Genomic DNA, 24405 nt, shown 5'->3' on the forward strand with positions numbered 1-24405 from the left:
GATTAAAAATTAAATAGTTGATATCATGAAAAAAGTATTTTATCCATTAGCTTGTTGTTGTCTTGCTGCAGGCGTTTTCGCTTCTTGCGGTGGTCAGAAGAAAGCAAATGCTCCGGAAGAGCAAAAAGTTGCGTTGACTTACTCTAAATCATTGAAAGCGGCAGAAACAGATAGCTTGAATCTGCCTGTTGATGAAAATGGTTATATCACAATCTTTGATGGCGAAACATTTAACGGATGGCGTGGTTATGGAAAAGACCGTGTTCCTTCTAAATGGACAATTGAAGACGGTTGTATCAAATTCAACGGTTCTGGTGGCGGTGAAGCTCAAGACGGTGATGGTGGTGACCTGATCTTTGCTCACAAGTTTAAAAACTTCGAACTGGAGATGGAGTGGAAGGTTTCTAAAGGTGGTAACTCCGGTATTTTCTATTTAGCTCAGGAAGTTACATCGAAAGATAAAGACGGTAATGATGTGCTTGAACCTATTTATATTTCCGCACCTGAATATCAGGTATTGGACAATGCCAATCATCCGGATGCAAAATTGGGTAAGGACAACAATCGTCAGTCAGCTTCTTTGTATGACATGATTCCGGCAGTTCCTCAAAACTCTAAACCGTTTGGCGAATGGAACAAGGCTAAGATTATGGTTTATAAAGGTACAGTTGTTCACGGACAAAACGATGAAAACGTACTTGAATATCATTTGTGGACAAAACAATGGACTGATATGTTGCAAGCAAGTAAGTTCAGTGAAGAAAAATGGCCTTTGGCATTTGAATTGCTGAATAATTGCGGTGGCGAAAATCACGAAGGTTTCATTGGTTTGCAAGATCACGGTGACGATGTTTGGTTCCGCAACATCCGCGTGAAAGTTTTGGACTAATCGAATAGCAATAAAGAAAGGCACGGGTTACGTGTATTTCACGTTTTTTTTGAATGGCGATTGCCATGGAGTAACCGTGAAGTCTGTGTAATCCGTGCCTGTTTTTTTCTATGTAAACCTGAATAATTGTAACCCACTAATATCTATTATATGAAAACTAGAATTTATATCTGTGCATTGGCTGCTCTTTTCATGATTCCACTGGCAGTAACGGCACAAACCAAGAAAAAAGCTAAAAAAGAAGTAGCAATTCAGCTCTATTCTGTCAGAGATATATTAAACAAGGTAGACAACAAAAATGGTAAGTGTGACCCCACTTATACTGCTCTTCTGAAGAAATTGGCAAACATGGGATATACCGGTGTTGAAGCAGCTAATTATAACAACGGTAAGTTTTATGACCGGACTCCCCAACAATTTAAGAAAGATGTCGAATCGGCAGGATTAAAAGTCTTGTCTTCACATTGTACAAGACAATTGTCTAAAGAAGAATTGGCTTCCGGCGACTATTCAAAGTCACTTGAATGGTGGGATCAATGTATTGCTGATCACAAAGCTGCCGGTATGAAATATATTGTAGCTCCGTGGATGGATGTACCTAAGACGCTCAAGGATTTAGAAACATATTGTGTATATTATAATGAAATAGGTAAGCGTTGCAAACAACAAGGTTTGTTGTTCGGATATCATAATCACGCTCATGAATTTCAGAAGGTAGAAGATAAAGTGATGTATGATTATATGTTGGAACATACGAATCCTGAATATGTTTTCTTCCAGATGGACCTTTATTGGGTAGTTCGCGGACAAAACAGTCCTGTTGATTATTTTAATAAATATCCTGGTCGCTTCCAGATATTCCATGTGAAAGATCACAGAGAGATTGGACAAAGTGGAATGGTAGGTTTTGATGCTATCTTTAAGAATGCAAAAACTGCAGGCGTTAATTATCTCGTTGCTGAAATCGAAAAGTATAGTGTTCCGGTAGAGGAAAGTGTAGAAGTAAGTCTGGATTATTTATTGAACGCTCCTTTTGTGAAAAGTTCATACGCTAAATAACGTGTGGCTTGCTAAAAATAAAGGCATAAAAAAAAAGTCTGTGCATGCTTTCGCATGGCAGACTTTCAATTCTCTCTAAGCTGTTTCTGAATTATTCAGCTACAGTTTCAGTTGCAGTGCTATCAGCATTCAAAGAATCTGCTGCTGCGGCTGCTGCTTGTTCAGCTTCAAGAGCTGCTGCTTCTACTGCTGCGATTGAGTCAGCGATACGGATAGAATCCTGAGTTGCTTTTGCTGCGTCAGCTGCTTTGTTACCACATGATGCGAATGATACTGCTACGATAGCTACGGCCATCAAAACTAATTTTTTCATTTTCTTTGCTTTTTAAAAACGTAATACAATCAATTGCTTTATTAAAACGATGCAAAGGTATGTACTTTTTCAATATGTTGTTCTCGAAACGCCAACTTTTTTTATATTTTTTTTTGTAACTGGCCACTTTTCTCCCCTTTTTATATGTTTTAGAACATGCTAATCGACAGCAATACTGTTATATAAGTATCTTTTTATGCTTCTTTTGGGTGTTTTTTCAAATTCAGTAGGGTAGAGTTGGATCTTGCTGATTTTCTCATAAGCGGCTACGTTGCTGTTCAGATTCTTAAGATTTTCATCCATGATTGTTTTCAGGTTATCCGGATTATTTAATCCGAGAGAATCCAACGCTTCGTAATCGGCATAAACAAGTGCCACTAATTTTTTATTGCGTTCGATAACAAGACTTTCGAGAATGAAAGGCAGGTTATTCAGTTTGGTTTCCAACTCTTCGGGGAAGATATTTTGTCCGCTAGAGCTTAAGATCATAGTCTTGAGTCGTCCCCGGATGAAAATATTTCCGTTGCTGTCCATGGAACCGAGGTCGCCGGTACGTAACCAGCCGTCCTGCGTGAATACTTCCTGCGTTGCTTCCTGGTTCTTGTAGTAGCCCACCATCACATTCTCTCCGCGAACCTGGATTTCTCCGGTTTCTGCTTCCGGGTTTTCTTTATAGATACGTGCTTCCATTATATCCAGAATCTTTCCGGAGGAGCCTAATACAAATTCATCCCAGGGGGCATAGCTGATAAGCGGACCACATTCCGTCATTCCATAACCGATCGTAAAAGGAAATTTGATTTTGTAGAAGAATTCTTCTACTTCCTTATCCATAGCGGCGCCACCGATAATGATCTCTTTAAACCGGCCTCCCAATGCATCAATCAGTCTTTTACGTATCTGGTTGTAGATTTGGGTGTCGAGCAGAGGAATATTGAGTGCCCACTTCATACCTTTTTTATTAATGAGTGGCTGGATAATATTCTTATATATCTTTTCAATCACTAACGGGACAGTAATAATAAGGTTGGGTTTCACTTCTTCAAAAGCCTTCATTATAATTTTAGGAGAAGGCGTTTTTCCAAGCAAAGTGACATGGGTCCCGACAGCGGTTGCTGTCAGAAAGTCAAATGCACAACCGTATGCGTGGGCAAGGGGAAGGAAAGACAGCACTTTATCCCCTTTTTTAAGGAGTTCGGTACGAATACCGAAAGTGACATTGCCGGCAAGATTGTTTCCTGTCAGCATCACACCCTTACTGAAACCGGTGGTTCCGGAAGTGTAATTTAACAGCATCACCTTGTCATTGGATAAAGTGGTGTACTGAACATCTTCACGGGTAAATCCTTTCGGATACAAAGCATGCATCTCTTTATCGGTATTTTTCAGAAACTTCTGTATGGTTTCCCCGTCACGTTGATAAAGACACCGGAAATCAGTCAATGAGAATACTCCCCGTAGCCCCGTTAATTTTTCCTCTTCCAAATTCTCCCAAATGCTGTCGCTGGTGAACAGGAATACAGATTCGGAATGATTGACGATATGATGAACGTCATTAGGCGTAAAATCTTGAAGGATAGGGACAATGATCGCTCCGTATGTGATCGTTGCCATATAGGCGATGCACCAATGAGCGTTATTTTTGCCGATAACTGAAATTTTATCTCCTCTGCGAAGGCTACAATGTTTGAATAACAGATGTAAACGGGCGATTTTTTCAGCTACCTCACCGTATGTGTATTGGGTATCTTCTCCATAATCAGTATAACAAGGCAGATCCCAATTCTCACGAAAACTATTTTCGTATAGTTTAATGAAATTCTCTTTAATCATTGCACGTTTTTTAGTGAATTGTGCAAAAATAGGAATAAACTTTCGTATCCTAAAGTGTTTTACTGATAATAATGTGTAACTTTGCAAAGTTAATGTGTTTATAACAGCTTATGATAGATACCACTGTATTTCAAAATAAGACAGCCGTTTATTATACTTTAGGCTGCAAATTAAATTTTTCAGAGACTTCAACTATCGGTAAAATCCTGCGTGAGGCAGGAGTCCGGACTGCGCGCAAAGGAGAGAAAGCAGATATCTGTGTGGTAAATACCTGTTCGGTGACGGAGATGGCGGATAAAAAATGCCGGCAAGCCATTCATCGCCTGGTAAAGCAGCATCCTGGTGCTTTTGTGGTAGTGACCGGATGTTATGCGCAATTGAAGCCCGGCGACGTGGCAAAGATTGATGGAGTAGATGTAGTGCTGGGAGCGGAACAGAAGGGAGAGTTACTTCAATATCTGGGCGACCTCCAAAAGCATGAAAAAGGAGAGGCTATCACCACTACAACCAAAGATATCCGTTCGTTTTCTCCCTCGTGTTCACGGGGAGACCGTACCCGTTTCTTCTTGAAGGTGCAGGATGGATGCGATTACTTCTGTTCATATTGCACGATTCCTTTCGCCCGCGGGCGAAGTCGTAACGGGACTATTGCTTCCATGGTTGAGCAGGCCGGGCAGGCAGCTGCTGAAGGCGGAAAAGAAATCGTTCTGACCGGAGTGAATATCGGAGATTTTGGTAAAACAACAGGAGAGAGTTTCTTTGATCTGGTAAAAGCATTGGATCAGGTAGAGGGAATCGAACGTTATCGTATTTCTTCCATAGAACCCAATCTGTTGACTGATGAGATTATCGAGTTTGTGTCTCATTCCCGTAGTTTTATGCCTCATTTTCATATCCCTTTGCAATCCGGTTGCGATGAAGTTTTGCAGTTAATGCGTCGTCGTTATGACACTGCTCTTTTTGCTTCGAAAGTGAAGAAGATAAAAGAGGTGATGCCGGATGCTTTTATCGGAGTGGACGTGATTGTGGGAACCCGTGGAGAAACACCCGAATACTTTGAACAGGCTTATCAGTTTATTGATGGTCTGGATGTGACGCAGTTGCATGTGTTTAGCTATTCCGAACGTCCCGGAACGCAAGCCTTAAAAATAGAATATGTGGTTTCTCCGGAAGAGAAGCATCAGCGTAGTCAGCGTCTGTTGGCACTATCGGATCAAAAGACACAGGCTTTTTATGCACGTCATATCGGGCAGACAATGCCGGTATTGATGGAAAAATCGAAAGCTGGTGCTCCGATGCATGGATTTACGGAGAATTATATTCGTGTAGAGGTGGAAAGTGATGACTCGCTGGATAATCAGGTAGTTAATGTACGTCTGGGAGATTTTAATGAGGAGATGACAGCACTTAAAGGTATAATTTTGATATAAGTTATGAGATCAAAACTTATCTATTGGTTGGTATACAGTGGAATGTGGCTGTTTTCAGCTCTTCCGTTCCGGGTTTTATATATGCTTTCGGATTTAAATTATCTGCTGATGTATCGTGTTGGAAAATATCGTCGGAAAGTAGTTCGGGGAAATCTATTGAGATCATTTCCGGAAAAAACAGATGCGGAGAGATTACAGATAGAACGCAAGTTTTATCGCTATTTGTCGGATTATATGCTTGAAGATTTGAAATTGTTGCACATGTCTGCCGAAGAACTTTGTGAGAGAATGACTTATAAGAATACGGAACAATATCTTGAACTGACAGAAAAGTATGGAGGTATTATAGTAATGATTCCTCATTATGCCAATTATGAGTGGTTGATAGGCATGGGAGCAATCATGAAACCGGGGGATGTTCCCGTACAGGTCTATAAACCGTTGAGGGATAAATATTTGGATGAGTTGTTTAAACGTATTCGTTCTCGTTTCGGGGGGTATAATATTCCGAAACATTCTACAGCCCGTGAAATTATTAAGCTCAAACATGATGGAAAAAAGATGGTAGTCGGTTTGATTACTGATCAATGGCCCAGTGGATATGATAAATATTGGACTACCTTTTTAGGACAGGAAACTGCTTTTCTGAATGGTGCGGAGCGAATTGCCAAAATGATGAATTTCCCTGTTTTCTATTGTGAGCTTAGTAAGAAGCGCAGAGGATACTGTGAAGCGGAGTTCAAGTTAATGACGGAAACACCGAAAGAAACAAGAGAAGGAGAAATCACGGAAATGTTTGCTCATAGATTAGAACAGACGATTCGTAAAGAACCGGCATATTGGTTGTGGTCTCATAAACGTTGGAAAATGACTCGTGAAGAAGCTGACCGATTAGAAGAGAAAGAATTGAACAAGAAGAAGGAATAACAATGAAAGTTTCAGTTGTAATTTTAAATTGGAACGGATGTGATATGCTCCGTACTTTTCTTCCGTCCGTCGTCCGGTATTCGGAAGGGGAGGGGATCGAGGTCTGTGTGGCTGACAATGGTTCTACGGACGCTTCCGTTACTTTGCTTCAACAGGAATTTCCTTCTGTCAGAACGATTGTTCTCGATCAGAATTATGGCTTTGCGGATGGATATAATTTAGCATTGCAGCAGGTCGACGCAGAATATGTAGTTCTTTTGAATTCGGATGTCGAGGTGACGGAGCATTGGTTGGAACCAATGATTGCTTATCTTGATAAGCATCCGGAGGTAGCTGCTTGTCAGCCGAAGATACGAAGCCAGCGGCAAAAAGAATATTTTGAATATGCCGGAGCAGCCGGTGGCTTTATTGATAAATACGGTTATCCTTTTTGTAGGGGGCGTATTATGGGAGTTGTGGAGAAAGACGAAGGTCAGTATGATACGGTAATTCCTGTTTTCTGGGCCACGGGGGCAGCGTTGTTTATCCGGCGCACTGATTATGTGAATGTCGGAGGATTGGATGGACGTTTCTTTGCTCACATGGAAGAAATAGATTTGTGCTGGCGACTTCGTTCGCGGAATCGTGAGATTGTCTGTATGCCTCAAAGCATTGTCTATCATGTGGGGGGAGCTACTCTTAAAAAAGAGAATCCTCATAAGACTTTTCTTAATTTCCGTAATAATCTTGTCATGCTCTATAAGAATCTTCCACAGGAGGAGTTAAATAAAGTGATGCGTATCCGGACTTGTCTCGATTATCTGGCGGCGTTCAATTTCTTGTTGCAAGGGCACTGGGATAATGCTAGTGCTGTGATGCGTGCGCGGAAAGAGTATAAACGATTATGTCCGTCGTTCTCTTTATCCCGTGAAGAAAATATGAGAAAAAAAACTTTGAATCCGATACCTGAACGGACAAAAAGTAGTATCTTGTGGCAGTTTTATGCGAGGGGATGCAAACGATTCTCTCAATTGTCGGATTTAAAAGGATAGCAAATGGAATCAAAGGTTAGAAGAGGCATCGGGCTGGTAGCGCATGATGCAATGAAAAAAGACCTCATCGAATGGGTACTGTGGAACTCGGAACTGTTGATGGGTAATAAATTCTATTGTACAGGTACTACGGGTACTTTGATATTGGAAGCATTGAAGGAGAAACATCCTGATGAAGAGTGGGATTTTACGATTTTAAAATCAGGTCCGTTAGGTGGTGATCAACAGATGGGATCACGTATTGTGGATGGGCAGATTGATTATCTCTTTTTCTTCACGGATCCCATGACATTGCAACCGCACGATACGGATGTAAAAGCATTAACCCGTTTGGCCGGTGTAGAAAATATTGTTTTCTGTTGTAACCGTTCTACGGCGGACCATATAATTTCCAGTCCGTTATTTATGGATCCTGATTACGAACGCATTCATCCGGACTATTCCAGTTATACGAAACGTTTCCAGGATAAACCTGTGGTGACGGAAGCTGTCGAATCGGTAAATCGAAGAAAAAAGAAGAGAAAATAAGTTGGTTCGGAGTGTAAATAATAGAAGCGGATTGCCTATTATTTAATAAGATAATGCAGATAATACAGATTAAAATTGTATTATCTGCGTTGTTTATAAGGCAATTATCCCCTGTTTATACTTAACTGGAAATAATGGATCAATTGAGAAAAGTTGTTGGTGAGTTCCCTTTATAAAATAGTGACGCTATCCAGTAAGGATAGTGACGGTATATGACAACGATAGCGTCACTATCACAAGCATATACCGTCACTATCTTTTCTACTTCAATTAGGAAGTTTGCGTTTGCATATTGTGTATGCTAACAACAATTCCCAATTGTTCCGAAATAATGGCAAGGGGAGTTCTTGCAAGTGATTTTAATCTGTATTCTGCTAGTTTACGTCATATCATTTATAGAGCAATATATCATTCATCTCTGCTACATTGCAGTTCAATGCCTGCTGATTCTATATCTGCTCCCATTGGCGGATTCCGTTTGGAAAGCCGGAGTTCTATTTTCTCAATGCAAGGGAATTGGTCAAAGAGTTTTTGTATAATCCGTCCGCTGACATGCTCCAGTAACTTTGACGGAATAGCCATTTCATTTTTTATCACCTGATGTACTTCGGCATAGTTGACGGTGTCGGTAACTTCATCTGTCCGGGCAGCTTTGCTGATATCCACTTTCAGTTTCAGGTCAATGAGATATTCATTTCCAATCAGATTTTCTTGCGGTGCGACTCCATGATAGGCGTAACAACGAATTTCCTTCAAAAGGATATAGCTACTGTTTATCTTCATATACTGTCTTTTTAGTGTGATCTTGTTTGACTTTTAACAGGTCTTTCTGTGCAACCATTTGTGGAATCACTTTAAGAAAGACGGGTGTGAGCAGAAGGCAGATGCTTAATGTTATAAGCAGAAGTGCGCTTGCCTGTGCCCAACTATTGTGAATATAACGGCTGACTAATGGACCTAAAAAATGAAGTATCGGTCCATGAATACTCAAGGTGATGATTGAATATCGTCCCAAGTAAGAAACAACCTTTATCTTTTTCACTTTTTTGCAAAGTAACATAATCATAAATATTCCTGCAAACGCAGCGATATATACTTGAAAAATATTTCCCGTATAATTGTTGGTACGCATACCCAATGTGGTAGCGGTAAAGTACATTACCACCAGTGCCAATACAATAAAAACCGGTATCAGTTTGTCGAAACGATGGCTGGGATATAGAAAGAAATTATACCGTCGGATCCAGAAACCGGCCACATAGAAGGGGAGGGCAGTCATGGAAACATCTATATACAGGGGTAACTCTATCTGTAATTTTCCGAGATAAAATCCTGCGCAACCAATCAGGATTGTCACAGCGAACATGACAGGCAGATGCTTTTCGCGCAGAAAGTGAATTAGATAAAACAGGATGTTGCAATTGAATAATGCGAGTAGAAACCAGATCGGTGGATTGAACTTGATAAGGTCGTGTCCATGAAATACAACCAAGAGTTCATTCCACGACACAGGCAGTTGAAATACCCCCGGAGCAATCTTCCAAACAATGTATTTCATTAGAAATGCACTTAGATAGAAGAAAAGAAAAGGAATAATCAATTTGTTTATTTTTCGCAGGATGAATCCGAGCAGGCCTTCGTATGATTTGAAAAACACTCCCGAGATAAAGAAGTAAAGCGGCATGCGGAAACAGGATAACATCGAATTCGTATCCAGTTGTTCGAAGGCCCCTCCAACGTGTGCCATTACCACAAGGATAATGCAGACTCCTTTGGTTAAGTCCACAAAATCAATACGTCTGCTCTGGTTGCCTTCCATTATCTCTTTTAATTTCTCTTTTTCGGCGCAAAGATACTTTATAAATCGGAATAAAAAGAGGAACATTGAAAAAATAAACGAATGATGCGAAAAGCGAAAAAGTATGATATATAGTAATGATATTATTGCGAAAAAAACGGTTGACTATGTTTTGAAACTCCTTATTTTACCTCTGTTATCAATATATCCTTGAAAAACGAATGACGCGGATCACATAGATTTTAGTGTTCTTAATCTAGTGTTATCCGCGTCGGTAGTGTCCGGAAAATATCCTTTTTGAAAGTTACTTGTATCTTTTATTCTATTTATTCGGATCTCTTCCTGTGTATTTAATCAGTTCACCAATCTTATCATTAAGTGTTTTTGCTTTCATCAACTGTTCCAGAGTGAGATGCATTCGGTATCTCCAGTAATTGCGTGGATTGGATGGAACATTAATTCGCTCTTCCGCCACATTCGGATTTCTCCATTTCCCGTCTATCGATAACCAATCCTGGAAAGACAAGATACAGAGAATGGAATTACTGTTGAGATGGTTGCGTACGATTTCCTCGCACAACTCCGGAGTGGCAGTTGTCGGTGCAACTCCGTAATGTCCTAACGTTGCATTATAGTAACGTTGGGTCTGTTGATAATCTTCTTCCCACCAGCCACGCAACGTAGACATATCGTGAGTGGAGATTGTGCAGACAGACCGGTACGGATACTCATTTAAATGCCCGAATTCATGCATCGGATTCTTAGGCATTCGCTGAATTTCCAGACTAAGAATCCGGAGATCATTCATCACCGATGACACACAAGCAGGAATCATCCCCAAATCTTCTCCACAAACCAACATGCGGGTTGATTGTGTCAGTTGAGGTAACTTCTTCATAGCCTGTTGATACCAGAACTCGTTGTGCCGGTGATAATAATACTGGTCGTATAGTCTGTTAAACGCATTTTTCTCTTCTTCGTTCAGCGACCGGAATACGAAATCCCGTTGCACACCGATGCGCGGGTGGTATTTACCTTCCTCTTTCTTATCCGCAACAAATAAGACGTTGCTGATTAATGAATAAAGCCCTTCCCGAATCCAGACACTATCTTCATCATTTCTACCGATAAAGAATTGTTCTACCTCCCGTTGTGTTTCGAATCCCGGTTTCATCCGATAAAGTCCGGAGTCATCAACCAATTGAAGAAAGTCCTGTTTGACTAAATGGGTATGCGGTCCGAACAACTGTCCGAGGAAAGATTCATGGATGAATGGTAGCAGATATTCATCCCGGAACGTTAGACCATAACTTTCGATTTCTTCCCGGCTCATCGGTAAAGAAGGATCAAACTGACCTAACAATCCGTGTACAGCGTGCATTGGTATTTCCCAAATACGGAAGAAACCGAGGATATGATCGATCCGGTAAGCATCGAAGTATTCCGCCATTTTCTGAAAACGCTTCATCCACCAGCGGTATCCGTCTTTTTCCATGACATCCCAGTTGTATGTGGGGAATCCCCAGTTTTGCCCGTTGATCGAGAAATCATCGGGCGGAGCACCCGCTTGTCCGTCGAGATTGAAGTAATGGGGTTCTGTCCAGGCTTCCACGCTGTTGCGGCTGATGCCAATCGGAATATCCCCCTTTAATACGACACCGTGTTGGCGGGCATATTCGGTTGCAGACAATAATTGCAGATGCAAATGATACTGGATATAATAATACAACGAGATGTGAGGATAATCTGCTGTTCCCGGTTGGCACATTTTTTCTATATCTTCCGCTTGGTAAACAGAGTGTCGCGGCCATTGGCGGAAATTGGGCGTTTTGTAGGCATCGCGCAGATAACTAAAGACTGCATAAGGTTGCAGCCATTCCTTGTTCGTTTCAAAGAAATCTTTGAAACCTTTGGAAGCCAATACCTTTTCTCCTTCCTGTCGGAACAGTAAGTTGAAAAACTCCCATTTAGTTTGGTTGACCGCTTCGTAGTCAATAGCAGGGAGGCTGTTCAGTTCCTTTTGTTTCTTGCTGAATTTCGATGCCGCTTCTTTATCTTTCAGAGTTCCCATTTGCCTGATATCCGCATACATCGGATGGAAAGCATAAATAGAAATGCTGTTATAAGGATAAGAGTCCGTCCATGCATGAGTCATGGTGGTGTCGTTGACCGGTAAAATCTGAATAACTTTCTGGCGAGTATTTACTGCCCAGTCTACCATACGTTTCAAGTCGCCGAAATCACCTACTCCGAAACTTTTCTCTGATTTTAAAGAAAATACGGGTATAGCGATTCCTGCCCCTTTCCATGCGGGAATGTCGAAATAAACATATCGGTCGGCAATCACGAGCGTTTCGTTGGTCTTCAGTTCCGGGTCTGCCAGATAGCGGTTAGGGTTTTTCTCCCAGCAGTCTGCTTTTTTTTCCTGTTTGTTGTAGAGGATGAATTTATATTCCAGCGGATATTTTAGTTTGCTGGCGTCCAGCTCTATCTGCCATTCTGGGAAATTGGTATCACTCATCAATACCGCTTTCTCCGGGTCCCAGTGACCTAATGATTTCTGGTTGCCACAAATTGCCAGGCAATAATCTTTATTGATACGTGGGGCGTAGGCCTTGATAACCAGTCCCTTCTTATATCTTTGCGGGATATTCTCTTTTTCAGGATGTGCCAGTAAGGCTTCTGTAAAAGCAGAACTATAAAGATATAGTTGTTCCGGAATATTTTTCCAGCAATCATTGATTCTGTATATCTTCCTGGAGCTGCCTGATAAGAAAATAGATCTCGAAAAACTGTCCCATTCCTTGCGGATAACTATTCCGTTTTGCTCTATCTGATAGCTATAATTGATAGTCATCCCTTCTTGAGGGACTTCAAGCTCAAGTTCTGCCGTCCAATAGATACCATCGGTGGTGTGTAAAGGAATTGATTCCGGAAATAAGCCGGAAATCCTTACTTCTTCTCCCCAATTGGTGCGGTATTCAATATTAAATGATAGAATCATATATATTAGATTTTGATTGTATATGTAAGACACTGCAAGTATAAGACATTTTTTTGAATAAAAAATAAAAGGAGCCGCACCGGACTCCTTTTAATCTTTTGTTTATATATTAATTAACATACGTAGGACTATTATCCACATCTGGAAGCGCCGCAAGTAGTACAAATCAGACAGCCTTCCTGATAAACCAATGTCTCGTTGCCACAGTTCGGGCACTTCTTACCTTTGGCTTCCGTTCCATCCTGAATATACTTCTTCAATGCACGTTCTACACCGTTTTTCCAAGTGTTGATACTTTCACTGTTCAATTGCAGAGAGCCAACCAGTTTGATAACCTGTTCAATCGGCATCCGGTAGCGAAGCACGCCGGAAATCAATTTTGCATAGTTCCAGTATTCCTTGTTGAACTTCTCTGACAATCCTTCAATGGTCGTCTTATATCCGCGTTTGTTCTCGAATTGGAAGTCGTAACGTTTGGTACCGTCTTCATCCACATTTTTGATGATACGTCCGCAAGTTACGCTCTTAGGCAGCAAGATACCTTCGTCGTCATCTTGCAAACCAGTGAATATTTCATAAGGGTGTCCGTCCAATAATCCGACAAAAGCTACCCATTTTTCCTTGTTGTTCTGGAAACGGACAACGTCTGCTTCCAATATTCTCGGACGTACCTCTACAACCGTAGGCGGTTTGCAAGGAGGAAGTCCTTCTTTCTTGTCTTTATCCGATTTCGTAGAGATCAGCACTCCGGAGCGTGAACCGTCACGATATACGGTACAACCTTTACAGCCGGATTTCCATGCCTCTACATACAGGCGGTTTACTAAATCTTCGTCCACATCGTTCGGCAGATTGATGGTTACGCTGATAGAGTGGTCTACCCATTTCTGGATTCTTCCCTGCATCTTCACCTTCATCAACCAGTCGACATCGTTAGAAGTCGCTTTGTAATAAGGAGATTTGGCAACCAGTTCGTCAATCTCTTCCTGGGTGTAACGTCTGACCGGGTCGTATCCGTTAGCTTCCATCCAAGTAACAAATTTATGATGGAATACGATGTATTCTTCAAATGCGTCCCCTGTTTCGTCTACAAAGTCTACATGCACATTCGTATCGTTCGGGTTCACCTTTCTTCTACGTTTGTAAACAGGCAGGAATACAGGCTCGATACCCGAAGTGGTCTGCGTCATCAAACTGGTCGTTCCGGTTGGAGCAATCGTCAGGCAGGCAATGTTGCGGCGACCATATTTCTTCATGTCCTCATACAGTTTCGGATCAGCTGCTGCCAGGCGTTGGATGAACGGATTGTTCTGTTCACGTTCGCTATTATATATTTCGAAGGCACCGCGTTCTTTGGCCATTTCCACTGAAGAACGATAGGCGCCGAGAGCTACTGTCTTGTGTACTTTTTCAGAGAATTCCGTTGCTTCTTCCGTTCCGTAGCGCAATCCTAAAGCAGCAAGCATATCACCTTCTGCAGTGATACCTACGCCAGTACGACGACCTTGTCCGCTCTTCTTGTAGATTTTCTCCCAAAGTGCACGTTCCGCATGTTTCACTTCTTCGTTTTCCGGATCTTCGTCAATCTTGGTCATGATACGTTCGATCTTCTCTAGTTCGAGGTCGATAATATCGTCCATGATCCGTTGAGCGAGAGCCACGTGTTTTTGGAACAGGTCGAAATCAAAATAAGCATCCGGTTTGAACGGATTTACCACATAAGAATATAGATTGATAGCCAATAAGCGGCAAGAATCGTAAGGACATAGAGGAATTTCTCCGCATGGGTTGGTAGATACCGTTCTGTAACCCAGGTCTGCATAGCAATCAGGCACAGATTCACGGATAATCGTATCCCAGAACAAAACGCCCGGTTCTGCCGATTTCCATGCATTGTGAACGATTTTCTTCCACAAGGTAGAAGCGTCGATTTCCTTGGTGAATGTAGGTTGGGCAGAGTCGATAGGATATTGCTGTACATACGGCTTTTCGTCTACGGCAGCCTGCATGAAAGCGTCGTCCAACTTGACAGAAACGTTTGCTCCGGTCACTTTGCCTTCGGTCATCTTGGCATCAATGAATGCTTCCGAATCCGGATGCTTGATAGATACGCTCAACATCAATGCACCGCGACGTCCGTCTTGAGCTACTTCACGAGTGGAATTCGAATATCGTTCCATGAACGGAACAAGACCGGTAGAAGTCAACGCCGAGTTTTTAACGGGAGAACCTTTCGGACGGATGTGTGATAAGTCATGACCTACACCACCGCGTCTTTTCATTAGTTGTACCTGTTCTTCGTCGATTTTGATGATAGCGCCATAAGAGTCGGCTGCACCATCCACTCCGATAACGAAGCAGTTGGATAGTGAAGCAACCTGGTAGTCGTTACCGATTCCTGTCATCGGGCTACCTTGGGGGACGATGTACTTGAAGTGATCCAGTAAATCATACAGTTCTTTTGCTGTCAACGCATTCGGATACTTCGATTCTACGCGTGCCACTTCATTTGCAATTCTCCAATGCATGTCTTCCGGGGATTTTTCATAGATATTACCGAAAGAATCCTTTACTGCGTATTTGTTTACCCAAACCCTTGCAGCAAGCTCGTCGCCTTGAAAATATCGTAAAGATTCTTCATAGGCTTCGTCGTAAGAATAAATCTGTTTTTCCACGATTCAATTTGTGTTAAATCTCGTTTTTAATAAGTAATATGTAGAAGTTTACTTATCGTTAACAAATGTAGGCGCAAAGCTAAGAATGTTTTTTCATCTATCAAAATAAAAATGAATTAATTTATTAACAGGTTGCAAGTTTTCCATTTGTTTATGCTAAGTATTTGATAAACAGTTAGAATTGAATTTTGTTCAAAGGTTAAAGTTCTCCAAAAAGAAAACTATTCTATTCTGCTAGTGTGGTGGATTATTTTTTTCTTTTTATATCTTTGCAAAAAAAAGATATGTTTGAAACCGTAAAGAACAGAAGAACTATCCGGAAATATCTGCCTAAAGATATAAATCCGAGTTTGTTAAATGATTTGCTTGAAACCTCTTTCCGTGCTTCTACGATGGGTGGGATGCAACTTTATAGTGTGATTGTGACTCGCGATGCGGAAATGAAGGAGAAACTTTCGCCTGCTCATTTCAATCAGCCGATGGTAAAAAATGCTCCGGTCGTATTGACTTTTTGTGCTGATTTCCGTCGTTTCAGCAAATGGTGTGAACAGCGGAAAGCAGTGCCGGGCTACGATAATTTAATGTCTTTTATGAATGCGTCTATGGATACTTTGCTTGTTGCGCAGACTTTTTGTACGCTGGCGGAAGAAGCAGGACTCGGCATTTGTTATTTAGGAACTACCACTTATAATCCTCAAATGATTATTGATACCCTCCAACTCCCCGAACTGGTATTCCCTCTCACCACAATAACGGTAGGCTATCCGGACGGTATTCCCGCACAAGTAGACCGTTTGCCTTTGGAAGCTGCCGTGCACGATGAAAAATATCACGACTATACACCGGAAGGAATAGATAAACTCTATGCCTACAAAGAATCATTGCCGGAAAACAAGCAGTTTATCGAAGAAAATAAAAAAGAAACATTGGCTCAAGTCTTTACAGACGTGCGTTACACAAAGAAAGATAACGAATTTATGTCCGAAAATCTATTGAAAGTACTTCGTCAGCAAGGATTCTTGAAATAAGTATTAAGTATCAAGTATTAAGTATTATCCATGCGGATGGACTTTATCATGCGATATTGTATAGCAACGGTAATACTTAATACTTGATACTTGATTTCAGTTTCTCTTTTTCAGTAACGATTCTATTTCCTGTACTTCTGCACTAAAGCTTTTGTCCACCTCCAATTGTCCTTTTACGGTTTTGCAGGCGTGAAGTACCGTTGCATGGTCTTTGTTACCGATAAACTTACCTATCTTAGAAGTTGAAAAGTCTGTGTGGTTTTTAGCTAGATACATGGCAATCTGTCGTGCTTGAACGACTTCCCTTTTTCTGGATTTTGTATGTATGGCAGACGGTTCCAGATCAAAATGTTTGCATACCACTTTGAGGATATCATCGATGGTAACCGCTTTTGTTTCGTTATGAACCACGCCATGTACAATGTGTTGTGCCAAATCCAAATCTATTTCTTTGTTGAAAATAGTGGAACGAGCCATGATAGCAATGACGATACCTTCCAGATCGCGTACACTTTCATTCACATTTTCGGCAATATAATCGATCACTTCCGGAGGGAATTGTAATCCGTCGCGGTGTATCTTGTTGCGTAGAATGTTTTTGCGAAGTTCTACCGTCGGCTTTTCAAGCTCGGCTACCATACCCCATTTGAAACGGGTCAGGAGGCGTTCTTCAATACCTTGCAACAATACAGGAGCACGGTCTGAAGTTAATATAAGCTGTTTGCCGTTCTGGTGTAAATGATTGAAGATATGGAAGAAGTTGTTCTGCGTCTTGGTGACACCGGCAAACTCCTGAATATCATCAATGATTAATACATCGATCGTCTGGTAAAAGTTAATAAAGTCGTTGGTCGTGTTATTGCGTACAGAATCCGTATATTGTACCTGGAACAAATGTGCCGAAACGTACAATACTCTTTTCTCTGGATAAATTTCTTTGATTTTCGTGCCTATTGCGTTTGCCAGGTGCGTCTTTCCTACTCCGGATGCTCCATAAAGGAATAACGGATTGAAAGCAGTCCCTCCCGGTTTTTGCGCTACGGCTTCCGCCACACTTCTTGAAAGTTTATTGCTGTATCCTTCAATGAAGTTCTCAAAATTATAATTGGGATTCAAATGCGGGTCCAAATCCTGAACGGCAGGAGCCTGTAGGAAGCTGGGAGCTTTGTTTCCTCCGATTATGCTTTTGGGAGTAACAGCCGTAGAACGATTGCTTGCTTCGAGATTCACGGTTTGATTCGGAATCGAAGTCTTGTCCACCATGACATTGTACATCAACTTGGTTCCTTCGCCAATGACCTTATATAATGTCTTACGTATAAGATCTACGAATCTCTCTTCCAGTATTTCATAGAAAAACTGGCTCGGGATCTGTAAGATCAACGTTTTGTCCTCATATTTCAACGGAACAATAGGGGCAAACCAAGTATTATATGTCGTCTCGGGAACATTGTCTTTAATAACGTCGAGACAGCGGTTCCAAAGTACGACATGATTTGATTCAATCATAGTAACTTTTAATACATTTATTAATTAAGCAAAACTTCTACGTTTGCAAAATTGGGAATCTTATTCGGAAAAAACAAATCTATTTTTTCTTGTTTTTTTCATGCTAACAATAATGTGTTTACTTTCAATGACTTATGCGTTTGTTGTCGGACACACTCTGTTTACCCTCTCTTGCATTTTTGTAAGTATCTGTATGTTAATGTCTTATATATATAATTTTAGCCTTTTTTCTCACTTTTGTACGTTTGTACGGGAATATTATTTCGGTTTGTAGATAGACATTTGAAGAGCAATCTACTTTCTTTTGAAAGCCCTTCGTTATTTAGATAAAATCTATATAACGATAATTTGCTACTTGTCTTTCTTGCCGAATAATGAGAAGTGAACGTACCGTTTCGGATGCTCTTTCAGGTCTTCTAATAAGCTGGCTGCATTTTCAGTTGTTGCATTCAGATTATTGTATAAAGTCGGGTCGTTGAAGAGCAGTCCGATAGTGTTATCTTTGCTGTTTAATTTTTCTGTAAGTATTTTTACGTTAGCCAGCGTTTCGTCTATTTTTTTGAAAGTGGCTGCATAGTCTACTTCTTTCAAATTTCCGCTGATGACAACGAAGTTGTCTCCGATGGTGTTCAGCTTGCTGGTGAGTTGAGGTATGTCATTACTCATCAGCCCTTTTACCTGCGAACTGACTACTGCCAGGTTGGCGGTTGTCTTCTCTATCGAGTGCAGGGTGGCAGGGATGCTCTTGTCTCCTAATATATTGTTCAGAGAGATGAGGATAGAATCCAGTTTCGGAAGCATTTCTTCTACCTTTGGGATCAGTTTCGCCGCGCTTTCCATCATTCCGTTGTTCAGTGTGCCGGGGATCGTATCTCCTACGGCATATTTTTCGCGCGGGTTGTTTGCCAGAAGAATATTCATGCGTACGCCTCCCATAAGTTCGGATACAAGCTCGGCACTACTTCCTTTGGGAATCCGCAGTTCCGTGTCCAGTTCCACTTCGACAATTACATTTCCGGGTTTGGCATAATCATAATAGATGTCACGTACGATACCTACACGAACACCGTCGGCAAATACCGGGCTTGATTTGGTGAGTCCGTTTACATTTTCAAATTTGGCATAGAAATAGCTGGAAGGTTGAAACATGTGTATACCTTTCAGCCAGTTAATTCCGTATATAAGCACACATAGTGCAACGATACCTGCAATACCTATTCTGACTTCTTTTGTAATGTACTTCATTTTATCTTTTTATTTATTTCTTCTTTTTTTGAATTCGGCAATCGCTTCATTGACGTTCATTTTCTCGCCGTTCCGGAAAGCGATGATAAAGGCGTCTTTGAATTGTGCCGTAATGGTGCGCTTCGTACGCAACACCTTGTTATAATCGGAGGAAGCTCCATACGTGTATTTGTATATTCCCCCTTCCTTATAATAATCTACCTCTTTCAGTCCTTTCAGCCGTTTGTCGTTTTTGGCGAGAGGTTTGGAAGAAGTAAGTATCTGTATCTTAAACGTAATTTCACTGTCATTGGTTGCACTCTCTACTACAATTGGGAGTTTCGGTGCTGTTTTGGCTGTCGCGGCAGGTTTTGTTTTTGCTTCGGCCAATAGCTTTTCCTGTTGGGGAGCTGTGTTCACGCTTTCGGTATCCTTTTGGGCAATTGCCGGGGCATTGTCTTCTTCCTGTTCGGTTGGGACGATCGTTCTGCTGACTCCCGTTAGGCGCAGTTCATGTTCTCTCTTATAATTTAAGAAAGCACGGTAGATGCCTTTTGCCATGGTGCCGGCCCCTTCTTCAGAATTCAGATAGCGCTCCTCTTCGGGCGTAGAAATAAATCCTAGTTCTATCAGAATGCTCGGCATGGCACTCGCTTTTAAGACAAGGAATCCGGCTTGATGCACTCCACGGTCTGCCCTTCTACAAGTTTGGCGAAATTGTTTTTGCATCAGCGAAGCTAGGTGTACACTCTGCTCCATATATTTATCTTGCATGAATTCAAATATAATATATGACTCGGCAGAGTTCGGGTTGAAACCGGCATATCTTGTTTTGTAGTCACTTTCGTAGAGGATTACGGAGTTCTCTCGCTTGGCAACTTCCAGATTTGCGTCTGATTTGGCCAAACCCAGTGTCCAGGTTGAAGCACCTTTTGCGGTACGATTGTTAGCCAGTGCGTTGGTGTGAATGGAAATAAAGAGGTCAGCCTTCGCGTTGTTGGCAATTTCTGCGCGTCGGTCTAAAGGGATGAATACATCTTTGCTACGAGTGTAAATCACTTTGACGTCGTCGCAATTCCTTTTAATCAGATTTCCCACTTTCAGGGCAACGTTCAGATTGATATTTTTCTCTTTCGAGATTTTGCCGATGGCGCCCGGATCATGTCCGCCATGTCCTGCGTCAATAACTACTACAAAATCCTTCCCCCATAAGTGGTTAGTACATGAGGGTAGAAAAAGTAGCCAGAGGCAAATGAATATGTATAATATGTACGGTCTATTCAGTTTCATATCTATAATACGGTGCAAATGTAGTAGAAATTTGTAGAAAACTCATTATTTGCCATTAAGTTTTGTGTTTTTTTCGGTTTAATGGTAGCTTTTTTCCTGAAATCTCCGTTACTTTGTGCTTCGAAGTTAAAATGTACGACGATGCTTAAGTTTTTGAAGAATTGGACGTTACCTATTGCTATGCTGGTAGGTGCTATAGGTTATCCGCTGTTTATCAGCCTTTCTTTTCTGACTCCCTATCTTATTTTTACGATGTTGCTATTGACCTTCTGTAAGGTATCTCCTCGTGATTTGAAGCCTAAACCTCTCCATTTGTGGTTGTTATTGATTCAGATTGGCGGAGCGTTGGCTGCTTATTTGTTGCTTTATCGCTTTGATAAAATAGTAGCAGAGGGAGTGATGGTTTGTATTATTTGTCCTACGGCTACGGCCGCTGCGGTGATTACTTCCAAGTTGGGTGGGAGTGCAGCCAGTCTGACTACTTATACATTGATAGCAAATATCGGTGCGGCTATTGCTGTGCCTATTCTTTTTCCTTTGGTGGAGGTGCATCCTGATGTCACTTTTTGGGAGGCGTTTCTTGTTATTTTAGGTAAGGTATTTCCGTTGTTGATTTGTCCTTTTTTGGCTGCCTGGTTGTTGAGTAAGTGTTTGCCAAAAGTGCATCAGAAGTTATTGGGCTATCATGAACTTGCTTTTTATTTGTGGGCTGTGTCTTTAGCTATCGTAACAGCGCAGACATTGTATTCCTTGCTCAATGACCCAGCGGATGGTTTTACGGAAATCATGATTGCTGTCGGAGCACTGATTACCTGCTGTTTGCAGTTCTTTTTGGGGAAGACAATCGGCTCAATTTATAATGACCGTATCAGTGGCGGGCAGGCGTTGGGACAAAAGAATACGATTCTGGCTATTTGGATGGCACATACTTATTTGAATCCATTGTCTTCTGTGGCTCCCGGTTCGTATGTGTTGTGGCAGAACATCATCAACAGCTGTCAGTTGTGGAAAAAGAGAAAAAATGAGATAAAATATTAAATATAAGATATTGGTATTTAGTATTTTATGTTTATTGAGTGTAATTTCCTTTATTTTCCTTGTTTTCTTGTTTAGTCTAATAAATGCCTTTATTTTGTTACTATTTTGTTACCCGTATTCATTGGAGTAACAAAACAAATCGCTATATTTGTATCGGTAACAAAATAAGAACATAATTATGGCGAAGAAAAAACAAGAAGTTAAATTGAAAGAACCTGTAAGGATTAGATTCAAGCAGCTTGCCAATGGCAACCAGTCTATTTATTTGGACTATTATACAGGTGATGTTATTAGAAAAGAAAATTATGTTGGCGGTAAACGGCAATATGAATTTTTGAAGTTGTACCTTATACCCGAAAAAACGAGGGAGGATAAGGCGAAGAACGAAGCTACATTGGCTCTTGCAAAAGCGATTCAGAGTAAGAGGATAGTGGAGTTACAAAATGATGCACACGGTTTTCAGAACACCAACAAGTCAAAAGCGAATGTGATTGATTATTTAATGAACATGAGAAGCCAATCTAAAGAACGTGGCAGCTTGAACTATGAAAAGACTGTTGGTAATACCATCCGTGAACTAAAGTTGTTCAGAGGGGATTACATAGCTTTTCGTGATATAGATAAGGACTTCTTAAATAGCTTTGTGGATTTCTTGAAACAAGCGAAGAAAGCAAGCAAGTTTGGTTTGTTAAAGGCTGGGGGTGTATTAAGTAATAATTCCGTTATTGCTTACTATGGGGTGCTGCGTACCGCTATAAATAGAGCCTATAAAGAGGGGATTATTACGGTCAATCCAACGAAAGAGTTTGATTTTGCCAGTAAGGTAAAAGCGGAAGTCAGCCGCAGGGAGTATTTGACAATAGAGGAATTGAAGCGGCTTATCGGGACAGAGTGCAAGTATGAGATAATGAAACAAGCCTTTCTTTTCAGTTGTTTGTGTGGGCTGCGTGTAAGCGATATAAGAAAATTGAAGTGGAACGATTTGCAGAAAAGCGGTGAAAGAATAAGAATTGAAATAAAGATGCAGAAAACAAAAGAACCGCTTTATCTGCCTATATCCGATGAAGCGTTAAAGTGGTTGCCGCAACAAAATGAAGCAAAAGGCGATGATTTGATTTTTCCTTTGACGCATGAGGGAACTATAAATAAAATACTTCAAAAATGGGCGAAAGACGCAGGGATTATTAAGCATATCTCGTTTCATGTTGCCCGGCATACCCATGCTACCATGATGCTTACATTGGGGGCTGACTTGTACACAGTTAGCAAATTGTTAGGACATAAAAATATTGCCACAACTCAAATTTATGCGAAGATTGTCGATAAGAAAAAAGAAGAAGCTATAAGTTTGATACCGAATTTGACGGACTGATTTAAAAAGAAAGTATGGTTATATCACAGTTACCGTACTTTCTTTCTTTTTTTGTCTTTGTTTAGCCGGAAAAATATATCTTTGTTTCTACTAACTGAAACATAGATTATTATGACAGAAGAAGAACTGAAAATAAAATTCGACCATATACAAGGTATATTCAATCGCTGTATCAATCATGCCAGCCAAGTTATGATAGATAATATTGCCTCTAAGTCCTTATATTTCGACGCAGAACAGGCTGATAAACTGGAACAGCAAGAATATGTTCGTACCACTGATGAGTTGGTGCAGTTATATATTCGTTATTCTGTGTTGAATGATATTCAATATTTTTATTCTGTATCTGATTTCTTTTGGGAAAGCGGTTTTTATGAATCCTTGAAATCCGATGAGAAAAGAAAATACATGTCGTTTAATCCTCTTTCATTTGATTATTCCCGGTATGAGCAAGATAATACGGTTTATGATGAAGAACTGCCTTATTTTTCTGTAATAGTTAAAACTGTTGTATTGGAAAAATATTCTGCGTACTTGCGAAAAAAGAAAGAAAGTAAGGTGCAAGCGGAAATGCAGCCACAACAGAAAGAGCCGCAACCAATTCAAGATAAATGCCAAGAGCCTAAAATTATCTCCCATATTGCTGAAACAGAAAATCCGTTTAAGTCTATTTTAAACGACAGACAAATAGCATTGTTGGTGGATTGTATCAATGAAGTGGAAATTTTCAATGCTCCTATGACTTTTGAAGATTTGAAAGCAATACTTTCCTGTAAGCCAAAAGTTATATTTAGGTCTAATAACAACAGGCAGGTAGCTTTTCTTTTTTCGGAATTAAGCAATCGTGGTTTGATAACACCTAACTGGCAATCTGTTATAGCAAAGAATAAGTTGTTTGTTACGAAGAATATAAAGAAAGATAAATATCTGAATCAAGGTGATTTAGCCACAGCCGCCAATTATGTAAAAGGGGTGGAACATGAAAAAGATTATGTAACCATCAGCAATTATATCAAACAACTGAAAAAACTTTAAGAATAGGTTAATACCTCAAACATAGCTTAATCCACTATCAAGCTATTCCTCAATACTTTTGCCCCCGTAATCGATTACAAGAAACTGGAGGGCATGCACTCCATATTGTCTAACGCAAATACTTTTGTTATATGGAAACAAGTATTGAGAAGCGAGTTGCAGAACTCGAAAATTTAGTGTTCCTTTCAAAGAATGTGCTTAGTTTTGATGAAGCGAGCAAGTTCTTGAACCTTTCAAAAAGTTACCTGTACAAGCTGACTTCGGGTAACTTGATACCCCATTACAAGCCGCAGGGCAAAATGCTTTATTTTGAGAAAGCGGAATTAGAAGCGTGGTTGCGTCAGAACCCGGTGAAGACGCAGGCGCAGATAGAGCAGGAAGCGCAGAAATATATCCTTAACCGTCCCTTAAAGAAATAGCGG

General features: G+C 40.8%; 20 protein-coding genes. 11 read left to right on the forward strand and 9 right to left on the reverse strand.

Annotation, left to right across the window (positions count from 1 at the left end; genetic code table 11):
- Window positions 1–25 precede the first annotated feature (25 nt).
- A complete protein-coding gene (locus HMPREF9009_RS10155) occupies window positions 26–889 on the forward strand; it encodes a 3-keto-disaccharide hydrolase (RefSeq protein WP_004316253.1) in 864 nt (287 codons plus the stop codon).
- Window positions 890–1039: 150 nt separating this feature from the next.
- The gene (locus tag HMPREF9009_RS10160) at window positions 1040–1948 is read left to right on the forward strand and encodes a sugar phosphate isomerase/epimerase family protein (protein ID WP_049702049.1); all 909 of its coding nucleotides are present in this window, start codon (window positions 1040–1042) and stop codon (window positions 1946–1948) included.
- A 91-nt stretch (window positions 1949–2039) separates the two neighbouring features.
- On the opposite strand, the gene HMPREF9009_RS10165 is transcribed toward HMPREF9009_RS10160, so the two are convergent.
- Both HMPREF9009_RS10165 and HMPREF9009_RS10170 read right to left on the reverse strand, forming a co-directional pair.
- On the reverse strand, window positions 2040–2261 hold the full coding sequence (locus HMPREF9009_RS10165; RefSeq protein ID WP_004299336.1) for a hypothetical protein: 222 nt from the start codon (window positions 2259–2261) through the stop codon (window positions 2040–2042).
- Window positions 2262–2420: 159 nt separating this feature from the next.
- The gene (locus tag HMPREF9009_RS10170) at window positions 2421–4094 is read right to left on the reverse strand and encodes a long-chain fatty acid--CoA ligase (protein ID WP_049702050.1); all 1674 of its coding nucleotides are present in this window, start codon (window positions 4092–4094) and stop codon (window positions 2421–2423) included.
- 110 nt (window positions 4095–4204) lie between these two features.
- Here HMPREF9009_RS10170 and mtaB point away from each other — a divergent pair, with 110 nt between their 5' ends.
- From mtaB to HMPREF9009_RS10190, 4 genes are read left to right on the forward strand one after another with little or no spacing between them, the layout of a single operon-like run.
- Entirely contained in the window at window positions 4205–5524 is a 1320-nt protein-coding gene (gene mtaB / locus HMPREF9009_RS10175) for a tRNA (N(6)-L-threonylcarbamoyladenosine(37)-C(2))-methylthiotransferase MtaB (RefSeq protein ID WP_049702051.1), read from the forward strand.
- Between the two features lie 3 nt (window positions 5525–5527).
- The gene (locus HMPREF9009_RS10180; RefSeq protein ID WP_004316248.1) at window positions 5528–6451 is read left to right on the forward strand and encodes a lysophospholipid acyltransferase family protein; all 924 of its coding nucleotides are present in this window, start codon (window positions 5528–5530) and stop codon (window positions 6449–6451) included.
- 2 nt (window positions 6452–6453) lie between these two features.
- Window positions 6454–7482 (forward strand): glycosyltransferase family 2 protein, encoded by a 1029-nt coding sequence (locus HMPREF9009_RS10185; protein WP_049702052.1) that lies wholly within the window; start codon window positions 6454–6456, stop codon window positions 7480–7482.
- Window positions 7483–7485: 3 nt separating this feature from the next.
- Window positions 7486–8010: a methylglyoxal synthase gene (locus tag HMPREF9009_RS10190; RefSeq protein ID WP_004306620.1), complete on the forward strand. Its 525-nt coding sequence runs from the start codon at window positions 7486–7488 to the stop codon at window positions 8008–8010.
- A gap of 408 nt (window positions 8011–8418) precedes the next feature.
- Here the strand turns inward: HMPREF9009_RS10190 and folB are convergent, their stop codons facing one another.
- From folB to HMPREF9009_RS10210, 4 genes are all read right to left on the reverse strand, one after another.
- Window positions 8419–8793 (reverse strand): dihydroneopterin aldolase, encoded by a 375-nt coding sequence (gene folB / locus HMPREF9009_RS10195; RefSeq protein WP_008024999.1) that lies wholly within the window; start codon window positions 8791–8793, stop codon window positions 8419–8421.
- Window positions 8777–9829, reverse strand: coding sequence for an acyltransferase family protein (locus HMPREF9009_RS10200; RefSeq protein ID WP_049702053.1), 1053 nt, complete (start codon window positions 9827–9829; stop codon window positions 8777–8779). The genes folB and HMPREF9009_RS10200 overlap by 17 nt, the downstream gene beginning before the upstream one ends.
- Before the next feature lie 301 nt (window positions 9830–10130).
- Window positions 10131–12812 carry a 4-alpha-glucanotransferase gene (locus tag HMPREF9009_RS10205; RefSeq protein WP_049702054.1) on the reverse strand — a complete coding sequence of 894 codons (2682 nt, stop codon included), beginning with the start codon at window positions 12810–12812 and terminating at the stop codon, window positions 10131–10133.
- 131 nt (window positions 12813–12943) lie between these two features.
- Window positions 12944–15487, reverse strand: a complete 2544-nt coding sequence (locus HMPREF9009_RS10210; protein WP_049702055.1) for an adenosylcobalamin-dependent ribonucleoside-diphosphate reductase — start codon at window positions 15485–15487, stop codon at window positions 12944–12946.
- A 284-nt stretch (window positions 15488–15771) separates the two neighbouring features.
- Here HMPREF9009_RS10210 and HMPREF9009_RS10215 point away from each other — a divergent pair, with 284 nt between their 5' ends.
- Window positions 15772–16515, forward strand: coding sequence for an NADPH-dependent oxidoreductase (locus tag HMPREF9009_RS10215; RefSeq protein ID WP_004321972.1), 744 nt, complete (start codon window positions 15772–15774; stop codon window positions 16513–16515).
- Window positions 16516–16611: 96 nt separating this feature from the next.
- On the opposite strand, the gene dnaA is transcribed toward HMPREF9009_RS10215, so the two are convergent.
- The 3 genes from dnaA to HMPREF9009_RS10230 all read right to left on the reverse strand — a co-directional run bounded on the left by dnaA (window position 16612) and on the right by HMPREF9009_RS10230 (window position 20538).
- Window positions 16612–18024 (reverse strand): chromosomal replication initiator protein DnaA, encoded by a 1413-nt coding sequence (gene dnaA / locus HMPREF9009_RS10220; protein ID WP_004299347.1) that lies wholly within the window; start codon window positions 18022–18024, stop codon window positions 16612–16614.
- Window positions 18025–18375: 351 nt separating this feature from the next.
- Entirely contained in the window at window positions 18376–19269 is an 894-nt protein-coding gene (locus HMPREF9009_RS10225) for an MlaD family protein (RefSeq protein ID WP_004299349.1), read from the reverse strand.
- A 9-nt stretch (window positions 19270–19278) separates the two neighbouring features.
- Entirely contained in the window at window positions 19279–20538 is a 1260-nt protein-coding gene (locus HMPREF9009_RS10230) for an N-acetylmuramoyl-L-alanine amidase family protein (protein WP_049702339.1), read from the reverse strand.
- A gap of 81 nt (window positions 20539–20619) precedes the next feature.
- Between HMPREF9009_RS10230 and HMPREF9009_RS10235 the strand changes: the two genes are divergently transcribed.
- The 4 genes from HMPREF9009_RS10235 to HMPREF9009_RS10250 all read left to right on the forward strand — a co-directional run bounded on the left by HMPREF9009_RS10235 (window position 20620) and on the right by HMPREF9009_RS10250 (window position 24402).
- On the forward strand, window positions 20620–21576 hold the full coding sequence (locus tag HMPREF9009_RS10235) for a bile acid:sodium symporter family protein (RefSeq protein ID WP_083444173.1): 957 nt from the start codon (window positions 20620–20622) through the stop codon (window positions 21574–21576).
- 178 nt (window positions 21577–21754) lie between these two features.
- Complete coding sequence (locus tag HMPREF9009_RS10240) at window positions 21755–22948, forward strand: site-specific integrase (protein WP_004315367.1); 1194 nt, start codon at window positions 21755–21757, stop codon at window positions 22946–22948.
- 111 nt (window positions 22949–23059) lie between these two features.
- Window positions 23060–23983 carry a hypothetical protein gene (locus HMPREF9009_RS10245; protein WP_049702057.1) on the forward strand — a complete coding sequence of 308 codons (924 nt, stop codon included), beginning with the start codon at window positions 23060–23062 and terminating at the stop codon, window positions 23981–23983.
- Between the two features lie 131 nt (window positions 23984–24114).
- Window positions 24115–24402, forward strand: coding sequence for a helix-turn-helix domain-containing protein (locus HMPREF9009_RS10250; RefSeq protein ID WP_005802192.1), 288 nt, complete (start codon window positions 24115–24117; stop codon window positions 24400–24402).
- Window positions 24403–24405: the final 3 nt, after the last annotated feature.

Source organism: Bacteroides sp. 3_1_13 (assembly GCF_001185845.1).
In the GTDB taxonomy this organism is placed as follows: domain Bacteria; phylum Bacteroidota; class Bacteroidia; order Bacteroidales; family Bacteroidaceae; genus Bacteroides; species Bacteroides xylanisolvens.

Coding starts and splice junctions, on each gene's coding strand:
- HMPREF9009_RS10155 (WP_004316253.1), top strand. CDS start 26: ATGAAAAAAGTATTTTATCCATTAGCTTGTTGTTGTCTTGCTGCAGGC.
- HMPREF9009_RS10160 (WP_049702049.1), top strand. CDS start 1,040: ATGAAAACTAGAATTTATATCTGTGCATTGGCTGCTCTTTTCATGATT.
- HMPREF9009_RS10165 (WP_004299336.1), bottom strand. CDS start 2,261: ATGAAAAAATTAGTTTTGATGGCCGTAGCTATCGTAGCAGTATCATTC.
- HMPREF9009_RS10170 (WP_049702050.1), bottom strand. CDS start 4,094: ATGATTAAAGAGAATTTCATTAAACTATACGAAAATAGTTTTCGTGAG.
- mtaB (WP_049702051.1), top strand. CDS start 4,205: ATGATAGATACCACTGTATTTCAAAATAAGACAGCCGTTTATTATACT.
- HMPREF9009_RS10180 (WP_004316248.1), top strand. CDS start 5,528: ATGAGATCAAAACTTATCTATTGGTTGGTATACAGTGGAATGTGGCTG.
- HMPREF9009_RS10185 (WP_049702052.1), top strand. CDS start 6,454: ATGAAAGTTTCAGTTGTAATTTTAAATTGGAACGGATGTGATATGCTC.
- HMPREF9009_RS10190 (WP_004306620.1), top strand. CDS start 7,486: ATGGAATCAAAGGTTAGAAGAGGCATCGGGCTGGTAGCGCATGATGCA.
- folB (WP_008024999.1), bottom strand. CDS start 8,793: ATGAAGATAAACAGTAGCTATATCCTTTTGAAGGAAATTCGTTGTTAC.
- HMPREF9009_RS10200 (WP_049702053.1), bottom strand. CDS start 9,829: ATGGAAGGCAACCAGAGCAGACGTATTGATTTTGTGGACTTAACCAAA.
- HMPREF9009_RS10205 (WP_049702054.1), bottom strand. CDS start 12,812: ATGATTCTATCATTTAATATTGAATACCGCACCAATTGGGGAGAAGAA.
- HMPREF9009_RS10215 (WP_004321972.1), top strand. CDS start 15,772: ATGTTTGAAACCGTAAAGAACAGAAGAACTATCCGGAAATATCTGCCT.
- dnaA (WP_004299347.1), bottom strand. CDS start 18,024: ATGATTGAATCAAATCATGTCGTACTTTGGAACCGCTGTCTCGACGTT.
- HMPREF9009_RS10225 (WP_004299349.1), bottom strand. CDS start 19,269: ATGAAGTACATTACAAAAGAAGTCAGAATAGGTATTGCAGGTATCGTT.
- HMPREF9009_RS10230 (WP_049702339.1), bottom strand. CDS start 20,538: ATGAAACTGAATAGACCGTACATATTATACATATTCATTTGCCTCTGG.
- HMPREF9009_RS10235 (WP_083444173.1), top strand. CDS start 20,620: ATGGTAGCTTTTTTCCTGAAATCTCCGTTACTTTGTGCTTCGAAGTTA.
- HMPREF9009_RS10240 (WP_004315367.1), top strand. CDS start 21,755: ATGGCGAAGAAAAAACAAGAAGTTAAATTGAAAGAACCTGTAAGGATT.
- HMPREF9009_RS10245 (WP_049702057.1), top strand. CDS start 23,060: ATGACAGAAGAAGAACTGAAAATAAAATTCGACCATATACAAGGTATA.
- HMPREF9009_RS10250 (WP_005802192.1), top strand. CDS start 24,115: ATGGAAACAAGTATTGAGAAGCGAGTTGCAGAACTCGAAAATTTAGTG.